At 69.9% G+C, this 20,839-nt stretch carries 19 protein-coding genes; 2 read left to right on the forward strand and 17 right to left on the reverse strand.

What is annotated here, in order from left to right; translation table 11 throughout:
• Positions 1-3: 3 nt before the first annotated feature.
• The 16 genes from LH076_RS09065 to LH076_RS09140 all read right to left on the reverse strand — a co-directional run bounded on the left by LH076_RS09065 (position 4) and on the right by LH076_RS09140 (position 16,453).
• Complete coding sequence (locus tag LH076_RS09065) at positions 4-1,488, reverse strand: aldehyde dehydrogenase (RefSeq protein ID WP_227780366.1); 1,485 nt, start codon at positions 1,486-1,488, stop codon at positions 4-6.
• Positions 1,485-2,147, reverse strand: coding sequence for a hypothetical protein (locus LH076_RS09070; protein ID WP_227780367.1), 663 nt, complete (start codon positions 2,145-2,147; stop codon positions 1,485-1,487). Before LH076_RS09070 ends, LH076_RS09065 begins: the two co-directional genes overlap by 4 nt.
• 5 nt (positions 2,148-2,152) lie before the next feature.
• Positions 2,153-2,350 carry a ferredoxin gene (locus LH076_RS09075; RefSeq protein WP_227780368.1) on the reverse strand — a complete coding sequence of 66 codons (198 nt, stop codon included), beginning with the start codon at positions 2,348-2,350 and terminating at the stop codon, positions 2,153-2,155.
• Entirely contained in the window at positions 2,350-3,720 is a 1,371-nt protein-coding gene (locus LH076_RS09080) for a cytochrome P450 (RefSeq protein ID WP_227780369.1), read from the reverse strand. The genes LH076_RS09075 and LH076_RS09080 overlap by 1 nt, the downstream gene beginning before the upstream one ends.
• Positions 3,717-4,502, reverse strand: coding sequence for an SDR family oxidoreductase (locus tag LH076_RS09085; RefSeq protein WP_227780370.1), 786 nt, complete (start codon positions 4,500-4,502; stop codon positions 3,717-3,719). Before LH076_RS09085 ends, LH076_RS09080 begins: the two co-directional genes overlap by 4 nt.
• Positions 4,502-5,749: a cytochrome P450 gene (locus LH076_RS09090; protein WP_227780371.1), complete on the reverse strand. Its 1,248-nt coding sequence runs from the start codon at positions 5,747-5,749 to the stop codon at positions 4,502-4,504. Before LH076_RS09090 ends, LH076_RS09085 begins: the two co-directional genes overlap by 1 nt.
• Positions 5,746-6,336 carry a TetR/AcrR family transcriptional regulator gene (locus LH076_RS09095; RefSeq protein WP_227780372.1) on the reverse strand — a complete coding sequence of 197 codons (591 nt, stop codon included), beginning with the start codon at positions 6,334-6,336 and terminating at the stop codon, positions 5,746-5,748. Before LH076_RS09095 ends, LH076_RS09090 begins: the two co-directional genes overlap by 4 nt.
• A gap of 40 nt (positions 6,337-6,376) precedes the next feature.
• On the reverse strand, positions 6,377-6,976 hold the full coding sequence (locus tag LH076_RS09100) for a hypothetical protein (protein ID WP_227780373.1): 600 nt from the start codon (positions 6,974-6,976) through the stop codon (positions 6,377-6,379).
• Positions 6,976-8,604 (reverse strand): hypothetical protein, encoded by a 1,629-nt coding sequence (locus LH076_RS09105; RefSeq protein ID WP_227780374.1) that lies wholly within the window; start codon positions 8,602-8,604, stop codon positions 6,976-6,978. Before LH076_RS09105 ends, LH076_RS09100 begins: the two co-directional genes overlap by 1 nt.
• Positions 8,601-9,308 carry an ABC transporter ATP-binding protein gene (locus LH076_RS09110; RefSeq protein WP_227780375.1) on the reverse strand — a complete coding sequence of 236 codons (708 nt, stop codon included), beginning with the start codon at positions 9,306-9,308 and terminating at the stop codon, positions 8,601-8,603. Before LH076_RS09110 ends, LH076_RS09105 begins: the two co-directional genes overlap by 4 nt.
• Entirely contained in the window at positions 9,305-10,042 is a 738-nt protein-coding gene (locus tag LH076_RS09115; RefSeq protein WP_227780376.1) for an ABC transporter ATP-binding protein, read from the reverse strand. Before LH076_RS09115 ends, LH076_RS09110 begins: the two co-directional genes overlap by 4 nt.
• Entirely contained in the window at positions 10,020-11,945 is a 1,926-nt protein-coding gene (locus LH076_RS09120; protein WP_227780377.1) for an ABC transporter permease, read from the reverse strand. The genes LH076_RS09115 and LH076_RS09120 overlap by 23 nt, the downstream gene beginning before the upstream one ends.
• Before the next feature lie 4 nt (positions 11,946-11,949).
• Positions 11,950-13,437 (reverse strand): ABC transporter substrate-binding protein, encoded by a 1,488-nt coding sequence (locus LH076_RS09125; RefSeq protein WP_227780378.1) that lies wholly within the window; start codon positions 13,435-13,437, stop codon positions 11,950-11,952.
• Between the two features lie 104 nt (positions 13,438-13,541).
• Positions 13,542-14,621 (reverse strand): hypothetical protein, encoded by a 1,080-nt coding sequence (locus tag LH076_RS09130; protein WP_227780379.1) that lies wholly within the window; start codon positions 14,619-14,621, stop codon positions 13,542-13,544.
• Positions 14,618-15,637 (reverse strand): Rieske 2Fe-2S domain-containing protein, encoded by a 1,020-nt coding sequence (locus tag LH076_RS09135; RefSeq protein ID WP_227780380.1) that lies wholly within the window; start codon positions 15,635-15,637, stop codon positions 14,618-14,620. Before LH076_RS09135 ends, LH076_RS09130 begins: the two co-directional genes overlap by 4 nt.
• Before the next feature lie 24 nt (positions 15,638-15,661).
• Positions 15,662-16,453, reverse strand: a complete 792-nt coding sequence (locus tag LH076_RS09140) for an enoyl-CoA hydratase/isomerase family protein (protein ID WP_227780381.1) — start codon at positions 16,451-16,453, stop codon at positions 15,662-15,664.
• A gap of 89 nt (positions 16,454-16,542) precedes the next feature.
• Here LH076_RS09140 and LH076_RS09145 point away from each other — a divergent pair, with 89 nt between their 5' ends.
• Entirely contained in the window at positions 16,543-18,138 is a 1,596-nt protein-coding gene (locus tag LH076_RS09145; RefSeq protein WP_227780382.1) for an AMP-binding protein, read from the forward strand.
• 92 nt (positions 18,139-18,230) lie between these two features.
• Positions 18,231-19,163 carry a DUF3068 domain-containing protein gene (locus LH076_RS09150; RefSeq protein ID WP_227780383.1) on the forward strand — a complete coding sequence of 311 codons (933 nt, stop codon included), beginning with the start codon at positions 18,231-18,233 and terminating at the stop codon, positions 19,161-19,163.
• A 50-nt stretch (positions 19,164-19,213) separates the two neighbouring features.
• Here the strand turns inward: LH076_RS09150 and LH076_RS09155 are convergent, their stop codons facing one another.
• Entirely contained in the window at positions 19,214-20,836 is a 1,623-nt protein-coding gene (locus tag LH076_RS09155) for a GMC family oxidoreductase (protein WP_227780384.1), read from the reverse strand.
• Positions 20,837-20,839 lie beyond the last annotated feature (3 nt).

Here is a 20,839-nt window from a genome sequence, read left to right on the forward strand (position 1 = left end):
TTCTCACGCCGGCTCTGCGACGAGCTTGGTCTCGAGGTACTCCTCGAAGCCGGCGACGCCCATCTCGCGTCCCAGCCCCGACTGCTTGTAACCGCCGAAGGGTGCGTCGGCAGCGAACCACTGGCCGCCGTTGACGCCGATGGTGCCGGTCCGGATCCGGTTCGCGACGGCCTTGGCCCGCTCCAGCGAGCCGGACTCGACGGCGCCGGAGAGGCCGTACGGCGACTCGTTGGCGATCCGCACGGCGTCGTCGTCGCCGTCATGGGCGATGACGACCAGCACGGGGCCGAAGATCTCTTCCTGCGCCACCCGCGCGGTGTTGTCCAGGCCCGCCACGACGGTCGGCTGGATCCAGTAGCCGTCGGCCAGCTCACCCTCCTGGGTGGCGAGGTCGCCACCGGTGGCGAAGGTGCCGCCCTCCTCGATCGCGAGGTCGAGGTAGGACTTCACCCGGTCACGCTGCCGGAGGGAGATCACCGGTCCGCAGATCGTGCCGGGGTCGGCAGGGTCCTTCGCACCCAGGGCCTCGAAGGTCGAGGCGGCGGAGGTCACGGCCTCGTCGTACCTGTCCCGAGGTACGACGAGGCGAGTGGTGAGGGCGCAGCCCTGGCCGGCGTGCACTGCGACCGCGAACGCCGTCGTGGCGGCAGCGGACGCGACGTCGGCGTCGTCGAGCACGATCGAGGCGGACTTGCCGCCGAGCTCGAGGAAGACCTTCTTCAGCGTGGGCGCGGCGGCGGCCATGATGGCCCGCCCGGTGTTGGTGGAGCCGGTGAACGAGACCAGGTCGACCCGCGGGTCGCTGGTCAGCTGCGCGGCGACCTCGTTGTTCTGCGGGGTGACGACGTTGAAGACGCCGGCCGGCATGTCGGTGTGCTCGGCCACCAGGCGGCCCAGCTCCGCGGCCAGCCACGGGGTGTCGGGAGCCGGCTTGAGCACGACCGTGTTGCCGGCGGCGAGCGCGGGACCGACCTTGGCGAGGTTGATCTGGTTGGGGAAGTTCCACGGCGTGATCGCCGCGACGACCCCGACGGCCTCGCGGCGGACGGTGCGACGGGACGTGATGCCCATCGTGACGCCGAGGCCGAGGTCGGTCTCCCACTGGTAGCCCTCGGCCATGTCGATCGTCCACTTGAGCGTCTCGACGGGGGTGTCGAACTGCGGGCCGGCCACGAGGAACGCCGGCGCGCCGACCTCCGCCGTGGTGAGGTCGCGCAGCTCCGGCGCGTGGTCGACGAGCGCCTGGTGGAGCTGGCGCAGCACCCGGATGCGGAGCTCGACGTCGGTCGACCAGTCGGTCTCGTCGAAGGCGCGACGGGCTGCGGCGATGGCCGCGTCGACGTCGGCGGCGGTGGAGTCGGGCGCCTGGCCGATCACCTGTCCCGTGGCGGGATTGAGGATCGGGTACGTCGCCCCGTCGCTGGCAGGGCCGAGCTTGCCGTCGACGTACTGCTGGGCGGGCGGGTTCGAGGGCTGGCGGGCGCTCATGCGCTGGCTCCTTGGGTTTCGACAGCCTCAACCGACGGCGCGGCCTGGGTGATGTAGTCGCCGCGCTCGACGGGCGGGGGCCAGACCGTGCTGGGCAGGTCGGCGAGGTGGTAGTGGCCGGGCACCTCGTGACCGGTGACGGACATCCGCTTGAGCAGGGTGTCGGGCGCCTTGCCGGCGCTGAGGATGTCCATGAAGGTCTTGGCGGTGGAAGGCATGTCGAACCAGTCGCGCTGCCAGTCGATCTTGATCGTGCCCTCGTCGGCACCGGAGGTGACGCGCTTGACGCCGAACCACGAGCCGCCGAGGCCGACGATCTCGTACTCCTGACCGGTCTCCTCATTGATGATCCCGGAGCGCTGCTTCCAGAAGCCGATGACCATCGCCTTCTGCTCGTCGATGACGGAGCAGACGTAGTCGTAGTGCCAGCCGTCGAGGCCGTCCATCTCGATGCCGATGGCCCAGTCGCGGATCTGGTCGCGGCCGACGGCCATGAAGTGCTCGTCGGGCGAGTACATCCAGCCGTACGTCGCGTCCTCGGCGTACCACTCGGCCATCGGCCGCCAGTCGCCGGTGATCTCGACCTGGCGGTTGATGTCGAGCCAGGTCTCCCAGAACTCTTCGATCTCGGCCCTGGTCAGGGTGGTGCTCTCGCTCATGCGGGTCAGTCCTCCTCGACTGAGAGTGCGAATGCGGGGCAGTACTTCACGGCGCGCGTCACGTCGGCGCGACGGGATTCGTCCGGGTGGTCCTCGAGGAGGACGACCTTGTCGGCGTCGTCGTCGAAGTCGAAGACGTCGGGGGCCTCGCCCTGGCAGAGCTGGTGGCCCTGGCAGAGGTCGAGGTCGGCGATGACCTTCATCAGGCCTCCTTCACCCGCCGCCGGTACTTCGCGCGGCAGGGCTGCTTGAGCTGGATCACCATCTTGGTGAAGTCGTCGTCGTAGGAGTCGAGCGGCTGGGCCGCCTCGAACTCGAAGTCGCGCAGGATCACCGAGAAGATCGCCTTCATCTGCATGAGGGCGAAGGCATTGCCGACGCAGCGGTGCCGGCCGGCGCCGAAGGGGATCCACGTCCAGCGGTTCTGCAGGTCCTCCTGGCGCGGGTCGATGTAGCGCTCGGGGTGGAACTCGTCCGCCTTCGGGAAGTCCTCCTCGATCCGGTTCGAGACCCGCGGCGAGGCGGCGATGACGGTGCCCGGCGGGATGTCGCGCCCGAGGATCTGGAACTCCTCCTGGACGAGCCGCATCAGGATGATCAGCGGCGGGTGCAGCCGCAGCGTCTCCTTCAGGGCCGACTCGAGGACGGGGATCTCGCGGAGGGCCTGGAAGGAGACCTCCGACCCGTCCTTGTAGAGCTCGTCGAGCTCCGCGACGACGTCGGACATGACGTCCGGGTTGCGGAGCAGCTCGATCATCGCCCAGCTGGCCGTGCCCGACGACGTGTGGTGACCGGCGAACATCAGCGAGATGAAGATGCCGGTGACCATGTCGGGCTCGTAGCCGACCGCGATCAGCACGTCGAGCAGGTCGCGCTCCTCCTTGGGGATCTCGCCCTTGGCGATGCGCCGGTCGATGATCGCCTTCACCTTCGCGACGAGCTCCTCGCGGGCCTCGTCGCGCATCCGGAAGGACTCGATGTCGGCGTACGGGTCGACGTAGGCGATCGCGTCGGTGCCGTGCTCGAGACGGTGGAAGATCTGGGCGAAGGAGACGTCGAGCTCCTCACGGAAGCCCTTGCCGATCAGGCAGCTCGAGGTCGTGTAGATGGTGAGCTCGGCGAAGAAGTCGAGCAGGTCGATCTCGCCCTCGTCACCCCAGCCGGCGACGAGGCGCCGGATCTCGGCCTCGATGGTCTGGGCGTGACCGCGCATCATGTCGCCGCGCAGGGCCTGGGACTTGAGCATCTGCTGCCGCTCGTGCGGCGAGGCGTCGAAGACCACGCCCTTGCCGAAGACCGGCGTCATGAACGGATAGGCCGCCGCCTGGTCGAGTACGTCGTCGGGGGCCCGGAAGAACTCCTCGTTGGCCTCCGCGCCGGAGACGAGGACGACGTCCTTGTCGGCGATCCGGAACCGGCCGAGGTCGCCGCACTCCTCGCGGACGCGGGTGAAGAGGCCGATCGGGTCGATCCGCATCTCGGGCAGGTGGCCGGTGCCCTTGAGCAGCGGCTCGAGGTCCTCGGCCTGGTCGTCGACGACCAGGCTGACCTCAGGGATGTCGGCGAGGCTCATGCTTCCTCCGTGCTCTGGATGGGTGCTTCGGGGTTGACGTCGATGAGACTGAGATGGACGCCGCGGGGCGCCGTGACGATGGTGGTGATGGCCTCGGCGTGGGCCGAGGCCTTGAGGAAGTGCGGGTGTCGGGCGAGTCCGAACCGGATCCACTGGTTGAGGACGAAGCTGCCCTCGTCGGCGTCCCAGTCCGAGCCCATCCCGCTCCAGGTCGGCCCCGGGCGGATGACGGAGGCCCGCACGCCGGTGCCCTCGAGCTCCATCTGCAGCGCACCGACCAGGCCCTCCAGGCCCCACTTGCTGGCCGAGTACGCCGCCATGAAGGGCCGGGGCCGCACGGCGACGTCGGAGGAGACGAAGACGAGGTCGCCACGCTGGCGGGCGACCATGCCCGGGGCGAAGGCGCGGACGACGCGGTGGGCGCCGACGAGGTTGACGTCGAGCTCGCCGCCGAAGCGCTCGGAGGTGATCTCGACCAGGGTGCCGGGCGCCACGACGCCGGCGTTGCTCACGACGACCTCCACCTCACCGAGCTCGGCCGCCACCTTGTCCGCGAACTCCGCGACGGAATCGTCGGAGGTGACGTCGAGCGGGTGGGCGAACGCCTCTCCCCCGGCGGCCCGGATCTCGGCGGCGACCTCGGCGCAGGCGTCGATCCGTCGTGCTCCGAGGGCGACGGGCAGGCCCGCAGCGGCGAGGGCGCGGGCGGTCTCGGTGCCGATGCCCGACGAGGCTCCGGTGACGACAGCGGGACGGCGGTCGGGGTGGGTGAGCCTGGCCATCACGCCTCCCTGACGGTGAACGTGGTCGGCAGGGCGGCGAAGCCCCGCACGCTGGTGGAGTGCACGCGGACGGCGCGCTCGGCGTCGACCTCGAAGGAGGCCACCCGCCGGACGAGCTCGGCGAGGACGATCCGCGCCTCCAGCCGCGCCAGGTTGGCGCCGAGGCAGAAGTGGCGGCCGTTGCCGAAGCTGAGGATCTGCGAGAGCTCCTCCTCGTCGCGGGAGAGGTCGAAGGTCGTCGGCTCGGTGAAGAGGGACTCGTCCCGATTCGCCGACCCCAGCAGGAGCAGCAGCTTGGATCCGGCGGGGACGGTCTGGCCGTGGAGTTCGACGTCCTCGGCGACGTACCGGGCGAGCATCTGGCTCGAGGTGTCGTGCCGCAGGGTCTCCTCGATCCACGGGCGCACCGCCTCCTCGGCCTGCTCCGGATCGGCGAAGACGCGCGCCAGCTGGTCCGGGTGGGCGGACAGGTGGAAGAGCGCGTTGCCGAGCAGCTTCGTGGTCGTCTCGTTGCCGGCGACGACCATGAGGAAGAGGAAGCCGATGATCTCCTCGTCGGTGAGGTGGTCCCCGGCCACCTCGGCCTCGATCAACGCGGAGGTGAGGTCCTCGCTGGGCTGCTCGCGCCTCTGGTGGACCATCGCCTGGTAGTAGGCGATCAGCTCGAACGCGGCCTCTACCCCGGTCGCGGGCACGTCACGAACACCGTCCTCCCGGTGCACCACGAGGTCGGCCAGGCGGCGCACCTCGTCGCGATCGGCGGACGGGACGCCCATCATCTCGGAGATGACGTCCATCGGGAGCTTGCCGGCGAACTCGGCGATCCAGTCGACCTCCTCCCCCTTGCTCGCGCGGGCGAGCATCAGGTCGAGGTAGTGGTCGGTGAGCTCCTGGATCTGGGGCGTGAGGGCGAGCACGCGCCGCGGCGTGAAGCCCGCCGACACCAGCCGGCGCAGCCGGGTCTGGGCGTCGCCGTCCAGGGCGAGGAAGCTCATCACGGTGTGGGCATGCTCGTTCCACGCGCTCGCGTCGAGGGAGACACCCATCCGGTTGGAGAAGCGGACGTCGTCCTTGAGCGCGGCGAGGATGTCGGCGTGCCTGCTCAGCGCCCAGAAGCCATCGGCCTCGGAGTGGTAGAGCGGCGCCTCTGCACGCAGGCGGGCGTACGTCGGGTACGGGTCCTCGTGGAAGTCGTAGTCGTACGGGTCGAAGACCAGGTCGCCTGCGTGCGGCACGGTTGCGGTCATGAGTTCCCCCTGAGGATCACGGCGATCGACGCTTCCAGCCGCGAGGCCATCTCGTCGTAGGTCATCAGCCCCATGCCCGCCTGGAGCAGTCCGCCCGAGAAGGCGAGCAGCAGGGTCTCGAGCACCGCCGGGTCGGGCTCGTGGTCGTCGGTGGCCAGCGCCGCCCGGATCCGGCCGAGCAGCTCGGCACCGATCTTGAGTCGCAGCCGGTCCACGTCGGGGTCGGTGCTCAACAGCGCCGGCGTCACCGCTGCAGCCAGGGCCGGCTCGTCGGTGATCTGCTCGGTGAGCTCGCGCACGGCGTGCTGGACCCGGGCCGTCACGGTGGCGTCGGCAGCGGCGGCCGTGGACGGCCGGGCGGCGAGCTTGCGCGAGAAGAGCTCGGCGAAGAGGTGGTTCTTCGAGGCGAGGTAGGTGTACGCCGTGGCCGGCGAGACCCCCGCCCGCTGGGCGACGTTCCGGATCGTGAGGGCCTCGTGGCCCGTCACGCGGAGCTCGGCCAGGCCCGCCGTGAGCAGTCGGTCGACGGTCTCGGCCTGGCGGGCGTTCAGGCCCTGCCGCGGGATCTCAGACACCTGACTGGACATATGTCCAACTTAGACCAGCCAGAGGTGCGTGTCCAGACCCTCATTCACCGTTGGGCAGGCAGAGTCGGCAGGGCGCGAGCCCGCCGCGGTTCGGGCCGGCAGGGCTCAGGTCGTCACGACCCGCCAGCAGGTCACAGTCGGCACGGTGGAGCGTCGTGCCGGCACCGGCGACGACGAGGACCGAGCCCGGATCGACCTGGGCCGCCGGAGTCGCCGCAGGCGCCGCGCTCGTCCGTGCCACGGCGTCGGCGAGCACGAGGAGGGTGTCGGCCAGTCGCTTCGAGGCCTCCTTCTGGTCCGCTGCCACGCGGGCCATCCAGGCACCGAAGTACAGGAACCCGCCACACAGGGTGAGGCCGAGGCCCAGGATGCCACCCGACACCAGATAGGAGAGCTGGTCGTACTCGTACGGCGTGTGGGCGATCCCGTACCACCCCAGGCCGATGACGATGAGGCCCAGCGGCAGCAACAACGCGCCCCCGACGAACAGCGCCTGGTGGAGGAGCTGCGCGTTGTTGCCCCGGAGCGGGGCGACGCCGCTCCCACTCCCGGCCCGCGGGAGGGCATACGTCGGCGGCGGCTGCGCCGGCCCTGCATGGCTCGGCACCGCGAGCAGCGACCTTGTCTGATCCGTCGTCATCACGACACCTTTCGGAGGTCCGGCAGGCCCGATCTGAGCCCGTGACTACACGCACCGGCACCGCCGAAGACGGCACCGAACCCCTTGCGCAACCACCAGGCCGCGCCGGCCGCCAGGGCGAGTCCGCCCAGCAGCAACGCTCCGGGCACACTGCCCAGGGCGGGAAGCCCGGGCGCCGCACTGACGGGCGTGAGCGTGGTGGCGCCGACAGGCGCAGCACCATCCACGGCGGAGCTGTCCGGCACCGCGGCCACACCCGTGTCGACGGGACCGCTCGCGGAGGCGGGCCCGGCGGCCGCGGCTCCTGCGGCCACCGGCGCAGGGGCTGCCGGTGCGGCCGTCGACGCCCCGGCGCCGTCGGCGGTGAACGGCGCCGCGATCTGCACCTTGGACGAGACCTCGCCGAGCTTCACCACGAGCTTGGGATGCGCCTCGAGCGCCGCCAGCAGGAGGCCCTTGGCCTGCCCGGCCGAATCGGGCAGCTGGTTGACCAGGTCGGCGAGCGGAAGCTTGTTCAAGGAGAGCAGGCTCACCACCGGCTCGCTGTCGAGCGTGAGCGTCGGCCCGGCCGCGGACGAGGAGGCCGTCGACCCGTCCACGCTCCTCGTGGGCTTGGGCAGCTCGAGGCTGATGCCGAGCTGCTTGAGCGCCGACAACGGGTTGTCGGAGAGGCCCGGGATGGCAGTCGTGGAACCGGCGGCCACGATGCCGTCGGAGGTGAACTCGAACGGTGTCCCGAGGATCGTCATCCGGCCATAGGTGGACGTGGGCGTCGTGGTGGCCGCCCCCACCTTGCCGACGGTCGTCGACGACACGGTCAGGCCCTCCAGCTTCACCAGCCCGCCGAGCAGGGTCACCTGGCCGATCTGGCCGACGGCGGTCGCCGTGACGCTGTCGGCGGCGTACGTCGCCCGCGAACTGCCGCTCATGCCGCCCACGTCGACGAGGATGCTGAGGGCGCCGAGCGGGTTGCTCGAATCGGTCGGCGCAGGACCGTTCGTCTTGCCGCTCAGGGCGTTGCCCAGCGCAGCGAGGCCGTCACCGAGTGAACCGAGCGGGTTGGAGGTGCCGGCCGAGGTGCTCGGGCTGGCGCTCGCAGACGGCGTGCTGCCGGTCTCGTCGCCTGCCACCGTGCCCGAGGGCGAGTAGCCGGCCCGCGCCACCGCTCCCGTCTCGCTCGCGCTGACCCGGCCGACCATGCCGGGGAAGAACTCTTGGGAGCTCGAGCTGGCGTCACCGGGGAAGGCGGCGTTGACCTGGGCCGGATAGCCGTTGGCCGGCGCCAGCTGTGGAGGCAGGCCCGCCTGGCTGATGATCGTGGTCAGGCCCTCACCGACGGCCGCACCGGGCCAGAGCGACGAGGCCCGGGCCGAGGACGTCGGGCCGGAGGCCCCCTCGACGTGGGTGTAGGAGAAGTTGAGCTCGGCCTGCGGCGAGGCCGGGATCGGGATCGCGGGCTCGTAGACCTCGATCCGGAACGGCGTCGACGTCGCAGAGGCGGCGAAGCCGCCGTACGACGGCGCCGGGGCGGTGTCGTCCGCGAACGCGGGCAGGGCCGCGGCCGGCCAGACCAGGCCGGCGCAGGCGAGCGCGGCAGCCGTCCGGCGGATCGGCGTGGTGATCCTCATGCGGCACCTCCCAGCATGACCTCGGTCATGATCGACTGGATCTCCTCGGGCCCTCCGGAGGCGACGACGCGGCCGCCGACCATGACAGCGGCGTGGTCGGAGATGCGCAGCGCCGTCCGGGCGAACTGCTCGACGACCAGGACCGAGACGCCGGAGCGGGCGATCCTGCCGACCGTCTCGTAGAGCTCCTCGACGATCAGCGGGGCGAGCCCCATGGAGAGCTCGTCGAGCAGGAGCAGCGCCGGGTCCGACGTCAGCGCCCGGGCGAGGGCGAGCATCTGCTGCTCGCCGCCCGACATGGTGCCGGCCATCTGGAGCCGCCGCTCATGGAGCCGTGGGAAGTAGGTGAAGGCGGTGTCGAGGACCTGGGCGGCCGGGACGCCGGCGTACGACATGAGCCGGAGGTTCTCCTCGACGGTGAGGTTCGGGAAGACACTGCGGCCCTCGGGCACCGTGGTGAGGCCGGCGCGCGCGAGCTCCTCCGGCTGGGCGTCGCGGACGCTCACCCCGGCCATGTGGATGTCACCGGCCGTCTGGCGCATCTGCCCGCTGATCACCTTGAGGAGCGTGGACTTGCCGGCGCCGTTCGGGCCGAGTAGCGCCACGACGGCGCCCTTGGGAACGCGGAGGTCGACACCGCGGAGCACTTCGATCCGGCCGTAGGCCGCGCGGACTCCGACGGCCTCCAGGATGGGCACGCTCATGACGCAGCTCCTTCGACATAACCGAGGTAGGCCTGCTGGACCTTGGGGTCGGTGCGGATCTCGGCCGGCGGACCGGAGGCGATGATCGAGCCGAAGTCGAGGACGTGCAGCGTGCTGCAGACCGACATCACGAGATCCATGTCGTGCTCGACCATGAGGACGGTGCGCCCCTCGTCCGCGAGCTCGAGCAGCAGGTGCCCGAACTCCTTCGTCTCCTGCTCGTCGAGACCCGAGGACGGCTCGTCGAGGAGCAGGAGGCGCGGGTCACACGCGAGGGCCCGGGCCAGCTCCAGGAGGCGGGCCGTGCCGGTCGGGATCGCGTCGGCACGCTGGTCGGCGTGCGCGGCGATGCCGACCCGCTCGAGGAGCCGGTCGGCGGCGGTGTCGGTGGAGCGCCGCCAGCCGAGCATGCCGTGGTGGATGTCGAGCGCCGCCCGGACGTTCTCCCGCACGGTGAGCGAGCCGAAGGCCTCGAGCCGCTGGAACGTCCGGCCGATCCCCCGTCGTGCGCGACGACTGACGGCGGCGCGCGTGACGTCGTGGCCGTCGAGGAACACCCGCCCGGACGTGGGCGTCTGCAGGCCCGTGATGACGTTGAAGCAGGTGGTCTTGCCGGCACCGTTGGGGCCGATCAGGCCGGTCACGGTGCCCGCGTCCACCGCGAAGTTCGCGTGGTTCACGGCCGTCACGCCGCCGAACTGCACCGTGACGTCATCGACCGACAACAGCGACATCGCGCTCCTCCTTCGTCGGGAAGTGCGCACTCAACTGGGGGAACTGCCTGTTGAAGAACGGCACGAGCCGGTTCGAGATGACCGGTCGGAGGCCGAAGAGCCGGTTGGCCAGGCCGTTCGGGTCGCGGCCGAGTGCCACGGCGCCGAAGCCGAGCACGACGAAGCAGAGCCCGGCGATCGCCGGGTGGTCGGACTGGGCGACCGGCAGGTACATCAGGAAGAGCCCGCCCAGGAGCGCTCCGGTCACCGACGTGGCACCGAAGACGACGGCGGCCAGGAGGAGCAGCAGGCTGTTGAAGAACTGGAAGTCGCCCGCCCCGATGGTGCCCCGCAGTCCGGCGAAGAGCGCGCCGCCCAGCCCTGCGATCCCGGCCGACGCGGCGAAGAGTCCGACGCGGAACCAACGCAGGTCGAGCCCGAGGGTGCCGCACGCGGCCTGGCTGTCGCGGCTGGCGATCAGGACCCGGCCCAGCGGCCCGCGGCGCAGCGCGAGGACCCCGAGGCCGACGAGTACGAACGCGAGCATCATCACGCCGACGTACGCCCCGAGGTCGGAGAACCGGATGCCGAAGACGGAGAGTCGCTCGGCCGCCAGCGTGCCGCCCGGCTTGAAGGCCCACGAGGCCGCGAAGATGAGCTTGTCCATCAACTGCGCAAACGCGAGCGTGCTGAGGGCGAGGTAGAGGCCGGTCAGCCGGAGGGTCGGCAGCGCGACCAGGCCACCGGCCAGGGCGGCGACCAGCGCCGCGATGAGCACTCCGAGCAGGTTCGGCTGATCGATCTTGGCGTAGGTGAGGGCACCGACCCCGGCGAACGACAGCTGGGCGAGGGAGACGTGGCCGCCGTACCCGGTCAGCAGGACCATCGAGAGCATCACGATGGCGTACGCCGCCGCCGTGCCCCACCGTAGGAGGCTGACGTCGGAGAGGAAGGCGACGAGGAGGAGCGAGAACCCGATCGTGCCTGCGGCCCAGGCGAGGCTCTTCCGAGCACTGGGAACCGGGGCGGCGAGGAGCCCGCGGACCTGGCCGATCCGCAGCGAGGCCTGGGGCACCAGGAGGATCACGGCGAAGAGGAAGAGGGTCGGCATCACGGCCCGCAGCCCGCTCAGGTCGCCGGTGCCGGGCAGGTAGCCCACCGCGTAGGACTGCAGGAGCCCGAGCGCCATGGCGCCGGCGTAGGTGAGCGGGAGGCTGCGCAGCCGGCCGAGCATGGCGGCCGCATAGGCGCTGATGACCAGGAGGGTGAGGTCGTAGTACTGCAGGCCGATCACCGGGGTGAGCATGATGCCGGCGAGGGCGGCGAGGGACATCCCGACGGCCCACGCGAGGGCCGCCACGACCTGCGGTCGACCGCCGTACAGCCGCAGGAGGTCGGGGTTGTCGACGCTGGCCCGCATGGCGGTGCCGATCCGGGTGCGGTTCAGCAACAGGTAGAGCCCGCCTGCGACCACGCCGGAGAGGACGATGGTGATCACCTCGTGCCAGGTGATCAGGACGCTGCCGAGATGGATCAGGTGACCGTCGAAGAACTGGGGGACGTTGCGGGCCGCCGGCTTCCAGACCTGGGTGGCCAGGCCGATCAGGCCGACCAGCAGTCCGACCGTGACCACGAGTGAGACCCCGACCGGGGCGGAGCCGAGGCCGCGGGCGACGAAGCGCTCGACCACGATGCCCGCGATCGGTGCGACGACGAGCAGGACCAGGGCAAGCGCGAGCCAGCCGGGAAGGCCCTGTCGCTGGCTGAAGTCCCAGTAGACGAAGGCGAAGACCATCCCGAACGCGCCGTGGGCGACGTTGAAGACCCGGGTCGTGTTGTAGGTGAGCACCAGCCCGCTCGCCGCGATGGCGTAGGCCGCCCCCGTGAAGAGGCCGATGACGGTGTAGGAGAGGAAGGCGCCCATCACGTCAGCCCTTCGTCACGCCGTCGCACTCATAGCCGCCCAGCGAATTCCACTTGCCGCCCTTGAGCTGGATGAAGCGCCAACAGGAGCCGTTCATCTTGCCGCCGACGTTCTGCGGGGCGGTCATCCCTCCGGCCGTCCAGTTGGTGACGCTCTTGAGGGAGTTGAGGAAGCTCGCCCGGGTGAGCTTGCCGCCGAGCGCCTGCGCCTGCTTGACGAAGAGCGCCGCCGCCGACCACGCCATCACGCCGTAGAAGGTGGGATTCGCCCCCGGCGCCACCTGCTGCAACCACTTCAGGTACGTGCTCATCTCCGGGTTCGAGGACGCCTGGGAGAACGGCACGAAGTTCATGTAGACGTAGGTGCCCTCACCGGCCGCGCCGGCCTGCGAGACGTAGGACGGGTCATAGATCGTGGGGTCCTGGATGAAGATCTCCGGCTTGAAGTCCGCCTGCTGCATGGCCTGCTGCAGCCGCACCGTGTTCTGGTAGGCACCGAAGAACCAGACGTACTTCACGCCCTTGCTCTTCATCGCCTGCACGTAGGGGCCGTAGTTGAACTCCGTGACGCCGATGCCGGCGTTGTAGACCCACTTCATGCCGAGCTTGGTCCCGACCTTCACGACGGTCTGGGCGTTCTGCGCGGCACCGCCAGCGTCGAGGTAGACCATCGCCGCAGCCTGGGTGGCCGCCTTGTTCGTCTTGATGAAGTGGGTCATCGGGGCGTTCTCGAAGTACGCCGCGTTGCTGCCCATCGAGGCGTAGCAGGTGGTGCAGGCCGCACGCTCGTTGGTCGTCGAGCCCGCGCGCAGGTCCGGAAGGCCGCAGCTCTGGGCTGTGGCGGCACCGCCGGAGTCGAAGGCCGACATCGAGCCGATCGCGGCGAAGGACTTCGAGCACAGGGTCTGGTAGGCCTGCTGGTCGCCGCCACCGTCGGTGCGGGTGTCCTGGGCCTCCAGCGCGAGCTTGCGGCCGCAGATGCTCGAGGTCGAGTTGAAGTAGGCGATGTACGCCTTCACCGCCTGCTGCGCGGCGGTGAAGAGGCCCGGCACCGGGCCGCTGATGTCGGAGGCGTTGCCGAGCGTGATCGTCGAGCTCGTGATCCCGGGGCCGTTCGCGAACCCGGCGCATGACCCCACGGCGCCTGCGGCCGCCCCGCCGGCCTTCCCCGGTGCCGCTGCGCCTGCCTTGGCGCCGCCGGTCCCCCCGGCTGCCGCTGCCGCTCCTCCTCCGGAGGCGGCGGGAGCTGCGGCTCCGCCACCGGAGGCCGCGGCGGCGCCGGACCCGGCCGTGGGATCCGTGACGCCGCCCGCCGCGGTTCCGTCCGTGGTCGTGCCGCCCGCAGCGTCGGCGACGGCGGCTCCGCCGGCCGTGCCACCGGCGACCGCGTCGTTCGCCGCGCGCACGGCCTGGGGACTCATCTGGGAGCCGCCGCAGGCGGCCGGGACGAACAGGATCAGTAGCAGCAGAGCGACCCGGAGGTAGCGGAGCATCGGTCGCATCTCGTGGCGTATCCCTTCAAGACCGGACAGTCCTTATGACCTACATCACATAACCGCGGAACGGCGGGAGGGTTACGCCGAAAGTGCAACTTGTTCTACTTCTTGAAGCGCCCGGCGAAACCGCGGAGCGGCAGGTCCGCACTGGTGAGGACGCCGGGCGCCGCCGCGACCACCGCGCGGATGGAGTTGAGCGCCGGAAGGCCGGTGACCGTCATGCCGATCGACGCGAAGTCCTCGGCACGGGAGAGGTCGACGCCGGGCGCAGGGAAGATCATGTGCTTGTTGTAGATCTGCGGGTCGCCGATGATCTGCGTGATGTAGCAGCCCTTGATGTCCCAGCTCGGGCTGGTGTGTGGCGTCATCTGCCACTCGATGTGCGTCTCGATGCGCGGCACGCCGTCGACGGTGCCGACGTACTTCACGTAGCTGCCCCCGAGGGAGCCCTCGGGCAGCTGGTACCAGCCGAGGTCGACGTCCTTCGTGCAGGCGCCGAGCTCGTACTCGAACCGGACGTCGTCGAGCTCGAGGTCGAAGGCGTCGGCCATCATCCAGACGGAGTCGGCGAAGACCTCGGTGTACTTGCGCAGCATCGAGGGCAACTCCGGGTCGTCGACAGGACGGCCGTAGCCGACCTCGCGCCAGGTCGCCGAGGAGTGGTGGCAGGAGACGTCCACCGACTCGATGGTCGTGATGTGCTCGATCTCAGCGACGTCGGCGGAGCTGACGACACCGAGGATCTGGTTGAGGCCCGGGTTCATCCCCGTTCCGTAGAAGGTGACGCCGCCGCGCTTGGCCGCCTCGTCGAGGATCTCGGTCCAGGGCCGGCCCGTCTCGGACGGATGGTTGGCGTTGCGGTGATGGCCGGTGATCCAGTCGGCCGTGGTGACGATGTTGATCCCGGCCTCGAGCACCCGGATGTAGAGGTCCTCGTCGGGGAAGACGCCGTGGAAGGTCACGACGTCGGGCTTCGCCTCGATGATCTCCTCCACCGTGCCGGTGGCGCGGATCCCGACGGGGTCGAGGCCGGCGAGCTCGCCGACGTCGCGTCCCACCTTGTCGGGGGTGTAGACGTGGACGCCGATCAGCTCGAGGTCGCGGTGCCGGCCGATCCTCTTGATCATCTCGCTGCCGACGTTGCCGGTCGCGACCTGGAAGACGCGGATCGACTGGCTCATGACTTCTCCTGCTCGTTGCTGGGGTAGAACTGCTGGGCCCACGCGCGGAGTGCGGTGAAGCCGGGGTACTCGCCGCGCGACAGGGCCGCCGGGTCGGCGTACTTCTGGTGGGACCAGATCACGAGGTCGGCCTCGACCTGCTCGATCACGAACCGGGCGGCCTTGGCGGCCGCCTCGACGTCCGCCTCGCCGCCGCCGGACGGGTCGTTGCCGATCCAGACCGAGAAGCGGACGTCACAGGTCGCGTCGTCGACCGGCGTGACGGCGAGCATCGTGCGGTTGTCGACCATGCCGTGACTCTTGGTGATCGCGAACCCGAGGCCGACGTTGATCGCCTCGACGCCGGAGTCGATCTCCTCGATGCTGCCCGGCTCGCCCTCGAAGGCGACGGTGAAGTCGACGTAGGAGAGGGGCTGGTCGAAGTCCTGACGGGTGAACTGCGGGATGATCGGGACCTGGTGCACGTACTTGAAGTGGGCGAAGTCGACGCCGTTCTCCAGGACGTACTGGGGATGGAGCTCCTGCGCGGGATCGAAGAGGACGTTGCCGGGATAGCTGCGGTGGTAGTCGTCCGCCGACCGGCCGTCGTCCCAAGCGGTGAAGATCTCCGGCACGTCGAAGTAGGGCTCGCGATGCTCCCCCGACGCGTCGTGCCACAGGTAGATCGACTCGTTCACCTCACGCACCGGGTAGGTGCGGATCTTCTTGCCGATGTTGGGCCGGTCCTCGTACGGGATGCAGACGTTGCGCCCCGCCGCATTCCACTGCCAGCCGTGGAACGGGCACTGGATCGCGTCCTCACCGTCGCGCTCGACCACGGTCCCGCCGTAGCCGAGGTGGGCGCCGAGGTGCTCGCAGTAGGCCTCCATGATCGTGACCCGTCCGGAGACGCCGCGCCAGGCGATGAGGTCATGACCGAAGTAGGTCATCCGATGGACGCCGCCGACCGGGACCTCCTCGGACCAGGCGACCTGGAACCACCCCGTAGGGCGCATGTTCAGTGTGGGCTTGACCATCGGACTCTCCTCATGACAGCGGGGTCACCAACCGGGTGGAAGTGCGGTGAAGTCGGCGGGACGGCCCTCGGCGAAGGCGGTGAGCGCCTCCATGTTGGCCGGGCCGCCCATGAGCCGGACGAAGCCGTCGTTCTCCCGTTCCCGGGCCGCGGCGACCGCCTCGCGCAGCGGCGCCACGATGTCGGCCTTCACCTCACGCAGGCTCGAGATCGGCCGAGCGGCGAGGACCGCCGCGTGTCGCCACGCCTCGGAGACCAGCTCCTCCGGCGCACAGAGTCGCCAGACCAGGCCCATCTCCTTCGCCTCGACGGCACCGATCCACTCGGCGGAGAGCAGGATCCACGCCGCGTTCTGCCGCCCGACGAGTCGCGGAAGCAGTTCACTCGAGGCGGCTTCGGGAGCCACGCCGAGGGAGGTGAAGGGCGCCTTGAGGCGCGCCTCGGTCGACATGAAGACGAGGTCCGCGAAGCCGACGATCGTGAGCCCGATGCCGAGGCCGAGCCCGTTGATCGCCAGCACCAGCGGCTTGCCGAACGCCTCGAGGGCATCGATCAGGCCGACGAAGCCATGCACTCCGGGGACGAAGTCCGGATTGGAGATCCGCTCCCCCATCTCCATCAGGTCGGTGCCGGCACTGAAGGCCCGCCCGGCGCCGGTGAGGAGGACGACCGCGACATCCGGGGCCTGATCGGCCTCGAACAGCGCCTCCGTCAACGCGTCGTAGAGCGCCTCGTTGAAGGCGTTGAGGGCCTCGGGACGATTGAGCGTGATCGTGCGGACCCGGTCGCGGTCCTTGATCAGCAGCAGGTCACTCACACGCGCACTCAACCACGGAACTAGAACGTGTTACAAGATTTTCAGCACAAACTCTGGACAGGTGTCCAGTCGGTTGAGACCCTCGCAGTGTGACCCAGGACACCCGCCCCTTGAACCTCGCCGACGTGCTCGAAGCGATGGCCGACGCCGTACCCGACCGCACCGCCGTGTTCACCATGGCCCGCCCCTACACCTTCGCCGAGCTCGACGAGCGCGCGACGCGCTTCGCCAACCACCTGGTCTCGGAGGGCATCCAGCCCGGTGAGCACGTGGCCGTCCACTCCCGCAACCGGATCGAGTGGGTCGAGGCCTACTACGGCTGCTTCAAGGCGCGCGCGGTGCCGATCAACATCAACTTCAAGTACCTCCACGACGAGCTGACCTACCTCTACGACAACGCCGACATCGTGGCGACGATCGTCGCGCCCGAGCACGTCGAGGCCGTCAAGGGGCTCGTCGTGCCGGGCCTGCGGCATGTGCTCGTCATGGGCGAGGAGTACGAGGCGGCCATGGCGGCAGCCTCCACCGATCGTGAGCTCGGGGGCCGCGCGGCCGGACGCACCGGCGACGACCATTACGTGCTCTTCACCGGCGGCACGACCGGTCGTCCCAAGGGCGTCGTATGGCGCAACGAGGACATCATTCCGGCGGCGATGAACGAGGTGCGCTTCAAGGCGCCGATCGAGTCGGTCGAGAAGCTCGCCGAGGAGGCGATCGCCCTCGAGACGCCGATGACCATCCTGGCCTGCGGCCCGATGATGCACGGCGGCTCGCAGTGGATCCTCGGCAACGGCCACCTCGGCGGTCACACCGTCGCCCTCTACACCGAGCCGTCCTTCTCCGCCGAGACCCTGCTCGACCTCGTCCAGGCGGCCGGGGTCGTCTCCCTCACCTTCCTCGGTGACGCGATGGGCCGGCCGGTCGCCGACGCCCTCGAGGCCGAGCCCGACCGGTGGGACCTCTCGAAGCTCGTCGCGATGTCCAACGGGTCCGCGCCGCTCTCCGACGGGGTGCGGGCACAGTTGCGGAAGGTCCTCCCCGGTCGCTTCATCCTCGACACGGTCGGCGCCTCGGAGTCCGGTGCGACGGCCAAGCGGATCGACGACGGCCAGGACGCCGGTGCCGGAGCGCCCCGCTTCGATCCCGACCCCGATGCCGCCGTCCTGCGCGCCGACGGCACCCTCGCCGAGGTCGGCGAGGAGGGCCTGCTCGCGCGCACGGGCCCGCTCCCCCTCGGCTACTACAAGGACCCCGAGAAGACGGCAGCGACCTTCAAGGAGTACGACGGCAAGCGCTGGACCATCCCCGGCGATGCTGCGCGCCTGGAGGCCGACGGCTCGATCTCGCTGCTCGGCCGCGGCTCGGTCTGCATCAACACCGGCGGGGAGAAGGTGCACCCCGAGGAGGTCGAGGCCGCCCTGCTGCGGCACGACGACATCTTCGACGCCGTCGCCGTCGGCGTACCGCACCCGCGGTGGGGGCAGCAGGTGGTCGCCCTCGTCCAGGCACGCGAGGGTCACGACCTGACCGCCGACGACGTGCGTGCGCACTGCCGCGCGCTGATCGCGAACTACAAGGTGCCCAAGGAAATCATCTTCGTCGACCGCGTGCCCCGCACGCCGGTGTCGAAGGTCGACTACCCGGCCAGCCGCGCGCTGGCCACCGGGCTCCTCGACACGCCGTAGACCGATTTCCTCAAACCGGTTGCAATTGCCCCCGCGCGGGCGCATGGTTTCGACGTGACGTGAGTCACATGGACACATCCTTGGGAGGGAATGTGCGCATCATCAAGTTCGTCTGCCTCATCGTCGGCGGGTTCCTCGTCACCGCCGGCGTGCTCGTCCAGGCCTGGCTTCCGGGCCAGGTCCTCAAGACGCCGCTCGACGTCGACTCCAAGATCCACATGACGGGGACCGCGGAATCCGGGCTGCTCTTCTCCGGAAGCCAGAAGGTCAACATCTTCAACCAGACCACGGCCGTCGCCGGGCTCTCCGACGACTCCAACGTGGCCTGGGGCACCTGGAAGTGCGTCGTGATCGCCGCCCCGGGTGCGCCCGACTGTGTGCAGGCCGACGACCCGACGTACAAGCTCGTCAACGCCTCGTCCGACACGTACCTCGCCTCGCGGACCTCCGGTCTTGCGGTCTCCGACACGCATTCCCTTCCGGCCGGGGTCAAGAGCGCGACGGGGCTGGTCAACAAGTTCCCGTTCAACTCCAAGAAGACGACCTACCCCTACTGGGACTCGACCCTGCAGAAGGCAGTGCCCGCGGCCTACCAGCGCACCGAGAAGCTGGACGGCCTGACCACCTACGTCTACGAGCTCTCCATCCCCGACACGGTGGCCGAGATCTCCGACGGGGTGCAGGGCACCTACCGCAACACGATGCAGATCTACGTCGAGCCGCTCACCGGCGCGGTCGTCAACCAGGTCGCCGACACCAGCACGACGCTGTCGGACGGCACGGTGGCCCTGGCGGTGAAGGCCGCGTTCACCGACAAGCAGATCGCGACCAGCGTCAGCGAGGCGAAGGACAACCGACGCCTGCTCGTGCTGATGCTCGACGTCGCCCCGTTCGTCCTCTACGCGCTCGGCGCGTTGCTCCTGGCCGGCGGGCTCGTGCTGGCGGTGCGCTCAGCGCGGCGCCAGCGGCCGGTCGACCGGGAGGCATCGGTGCCGCAGATGCCGCTCCGCGGCGCACACGCGTAATGCATGACTGAGCCCCGGGCGCATGCGCCCGGGGCTCAGTCATGCCCTGCTCAGGCCAGTAGGAAGTCGGCCGCGCGGTGGCCGATCATGATCGACGGCGCGTTGGTGTTGCCGCCGGTGATGGTCGGCATCACCGACGCGTCGGCGACACGCAGGGCGTCGATGCCCTTGACCCTGAGGTCCGGTGTGACGACGGCGCGCGGGTCGGAGTCCTGGCCCATCCGGCAGGTCCCGACGGCGTGGTAGACGCTGTGCACGATGTTGGGCAGGACCTCCCGGATCGCCTGCGGGCTGCTGTACTCCGGGCCGGGGGTGATCTCGCCCTGGCTGTCACCCAGCCCGGCCATGACCTCGCGCATCTTGGCGATGCCGTCGAGGAGCACCTCGGCATCGCGGCCCACGGTGAGGTAGGCCGGGTCGATCAGTGGCTTGTCGGCCGGGTCCGAGCTGCGCAGCCGGACCGTGCCACGGCTCTCGGGATAGATCAGCGTCGGCAGGATGCACAGGCCCGGCTTGGTGGTCGCCGGACGGACCGGCTTGTCACCGTCCTGGTTCGGGAACGGGTAGACCCAGTAGAGGACGTGCATCTGCAGGTCCGGGATCGACTGCGCGAACTGGGACTTCACGAACGCGAAGGCCTCGAACTGGGAGCCTGCGGCCCAGCCGCTCCGGTTGAGCCGCGCCTGCGCGAGGCCCTTGAGGAAGTAGAGCGGAGTGGGCCGTCGCTCGGCCGAATCCATCCGGAAGGAGACCGGCACGAAGAGGTGGTCGTGCAGGTTGTCACCGACCGGCAGGTCCGCACGGGTGTGGACGCCCACCTCGCTGAGGTGGTCGGACGGGCCGATCCCACTGAGCATCAGGAGCTGGGCGGAGCCGAAGACACCGGCGGAGACGATCACCTCGCGGCTTGCGGAGATGACCTGCTTCTCCCCCTTCTTGTCCCGGACCTCGACACCGGTGGCGCGCTCACCGTCGAGGACGACGCGAAGTGCCGTCGCCTCGGTGAGGATCACGAGGTTCTCGTAGGTCTTCGCCTTGTCGTCACGGAGGTAGGCCTTGGCCGTGGAGTAGCGCATCCCGTCGGCAGCACTGAGCTGCATGATCGAGACGCCCTCCTGCTCCTTGCCGTTGTAGTCGTCGATCAGGTCGACGCCGAGCCGGCCGGGGGCGTGCTCGAGGAACGACTGCGCGGCGCCGGTCAGGTTGACCTGTCGGCGTACCTTGATCGGGCCGCCGGCACCGCGGAGGTCGGACTCGCCGTCCTCCCAGTCCTCGATGGCCTTGAAGGAGTCGCGGACGTCGTCCCACGCCCACCCCGTGGCACCGTCGGCGGCCCAGTCGTCGAAGTTCTGCTGGTTGCCACGGACCCAGAGCATGCCGTTGATCGAGCTGGAGCCGCCGAGCACCTTGCCGCGCGTCATCGGGATGACGCGGTCGAGGGCGGCGGTCTGGGGGACGGACTTGAAGCCCCAGTCGACGTACTTCTTCAGCTGCGGCGTCGCGAGCATGACCGCGACGGCGCCTGGAAGTTCGAGGAGGTTGCGGATGCCGAGTTTGGTGTCGGGACCCCCGGCCTCGATGAGGATGACACTTGCACCCGACTCGGCCAGGCGGCGGGCGATCACACACCCTGCGCTACCGGCACCGACGATGACGTAATCAGCGGAGACCATTCC

The sequence above is a fragment of the Nocardioides sp. Kera G14 genome (genome assembly GCF_020715565.1).
Classification (GTDB): Bacteria; Actinomycetota; Actinomycetes; order Propionibacteriales; family Nocardioidaceae; genus Nocardioides.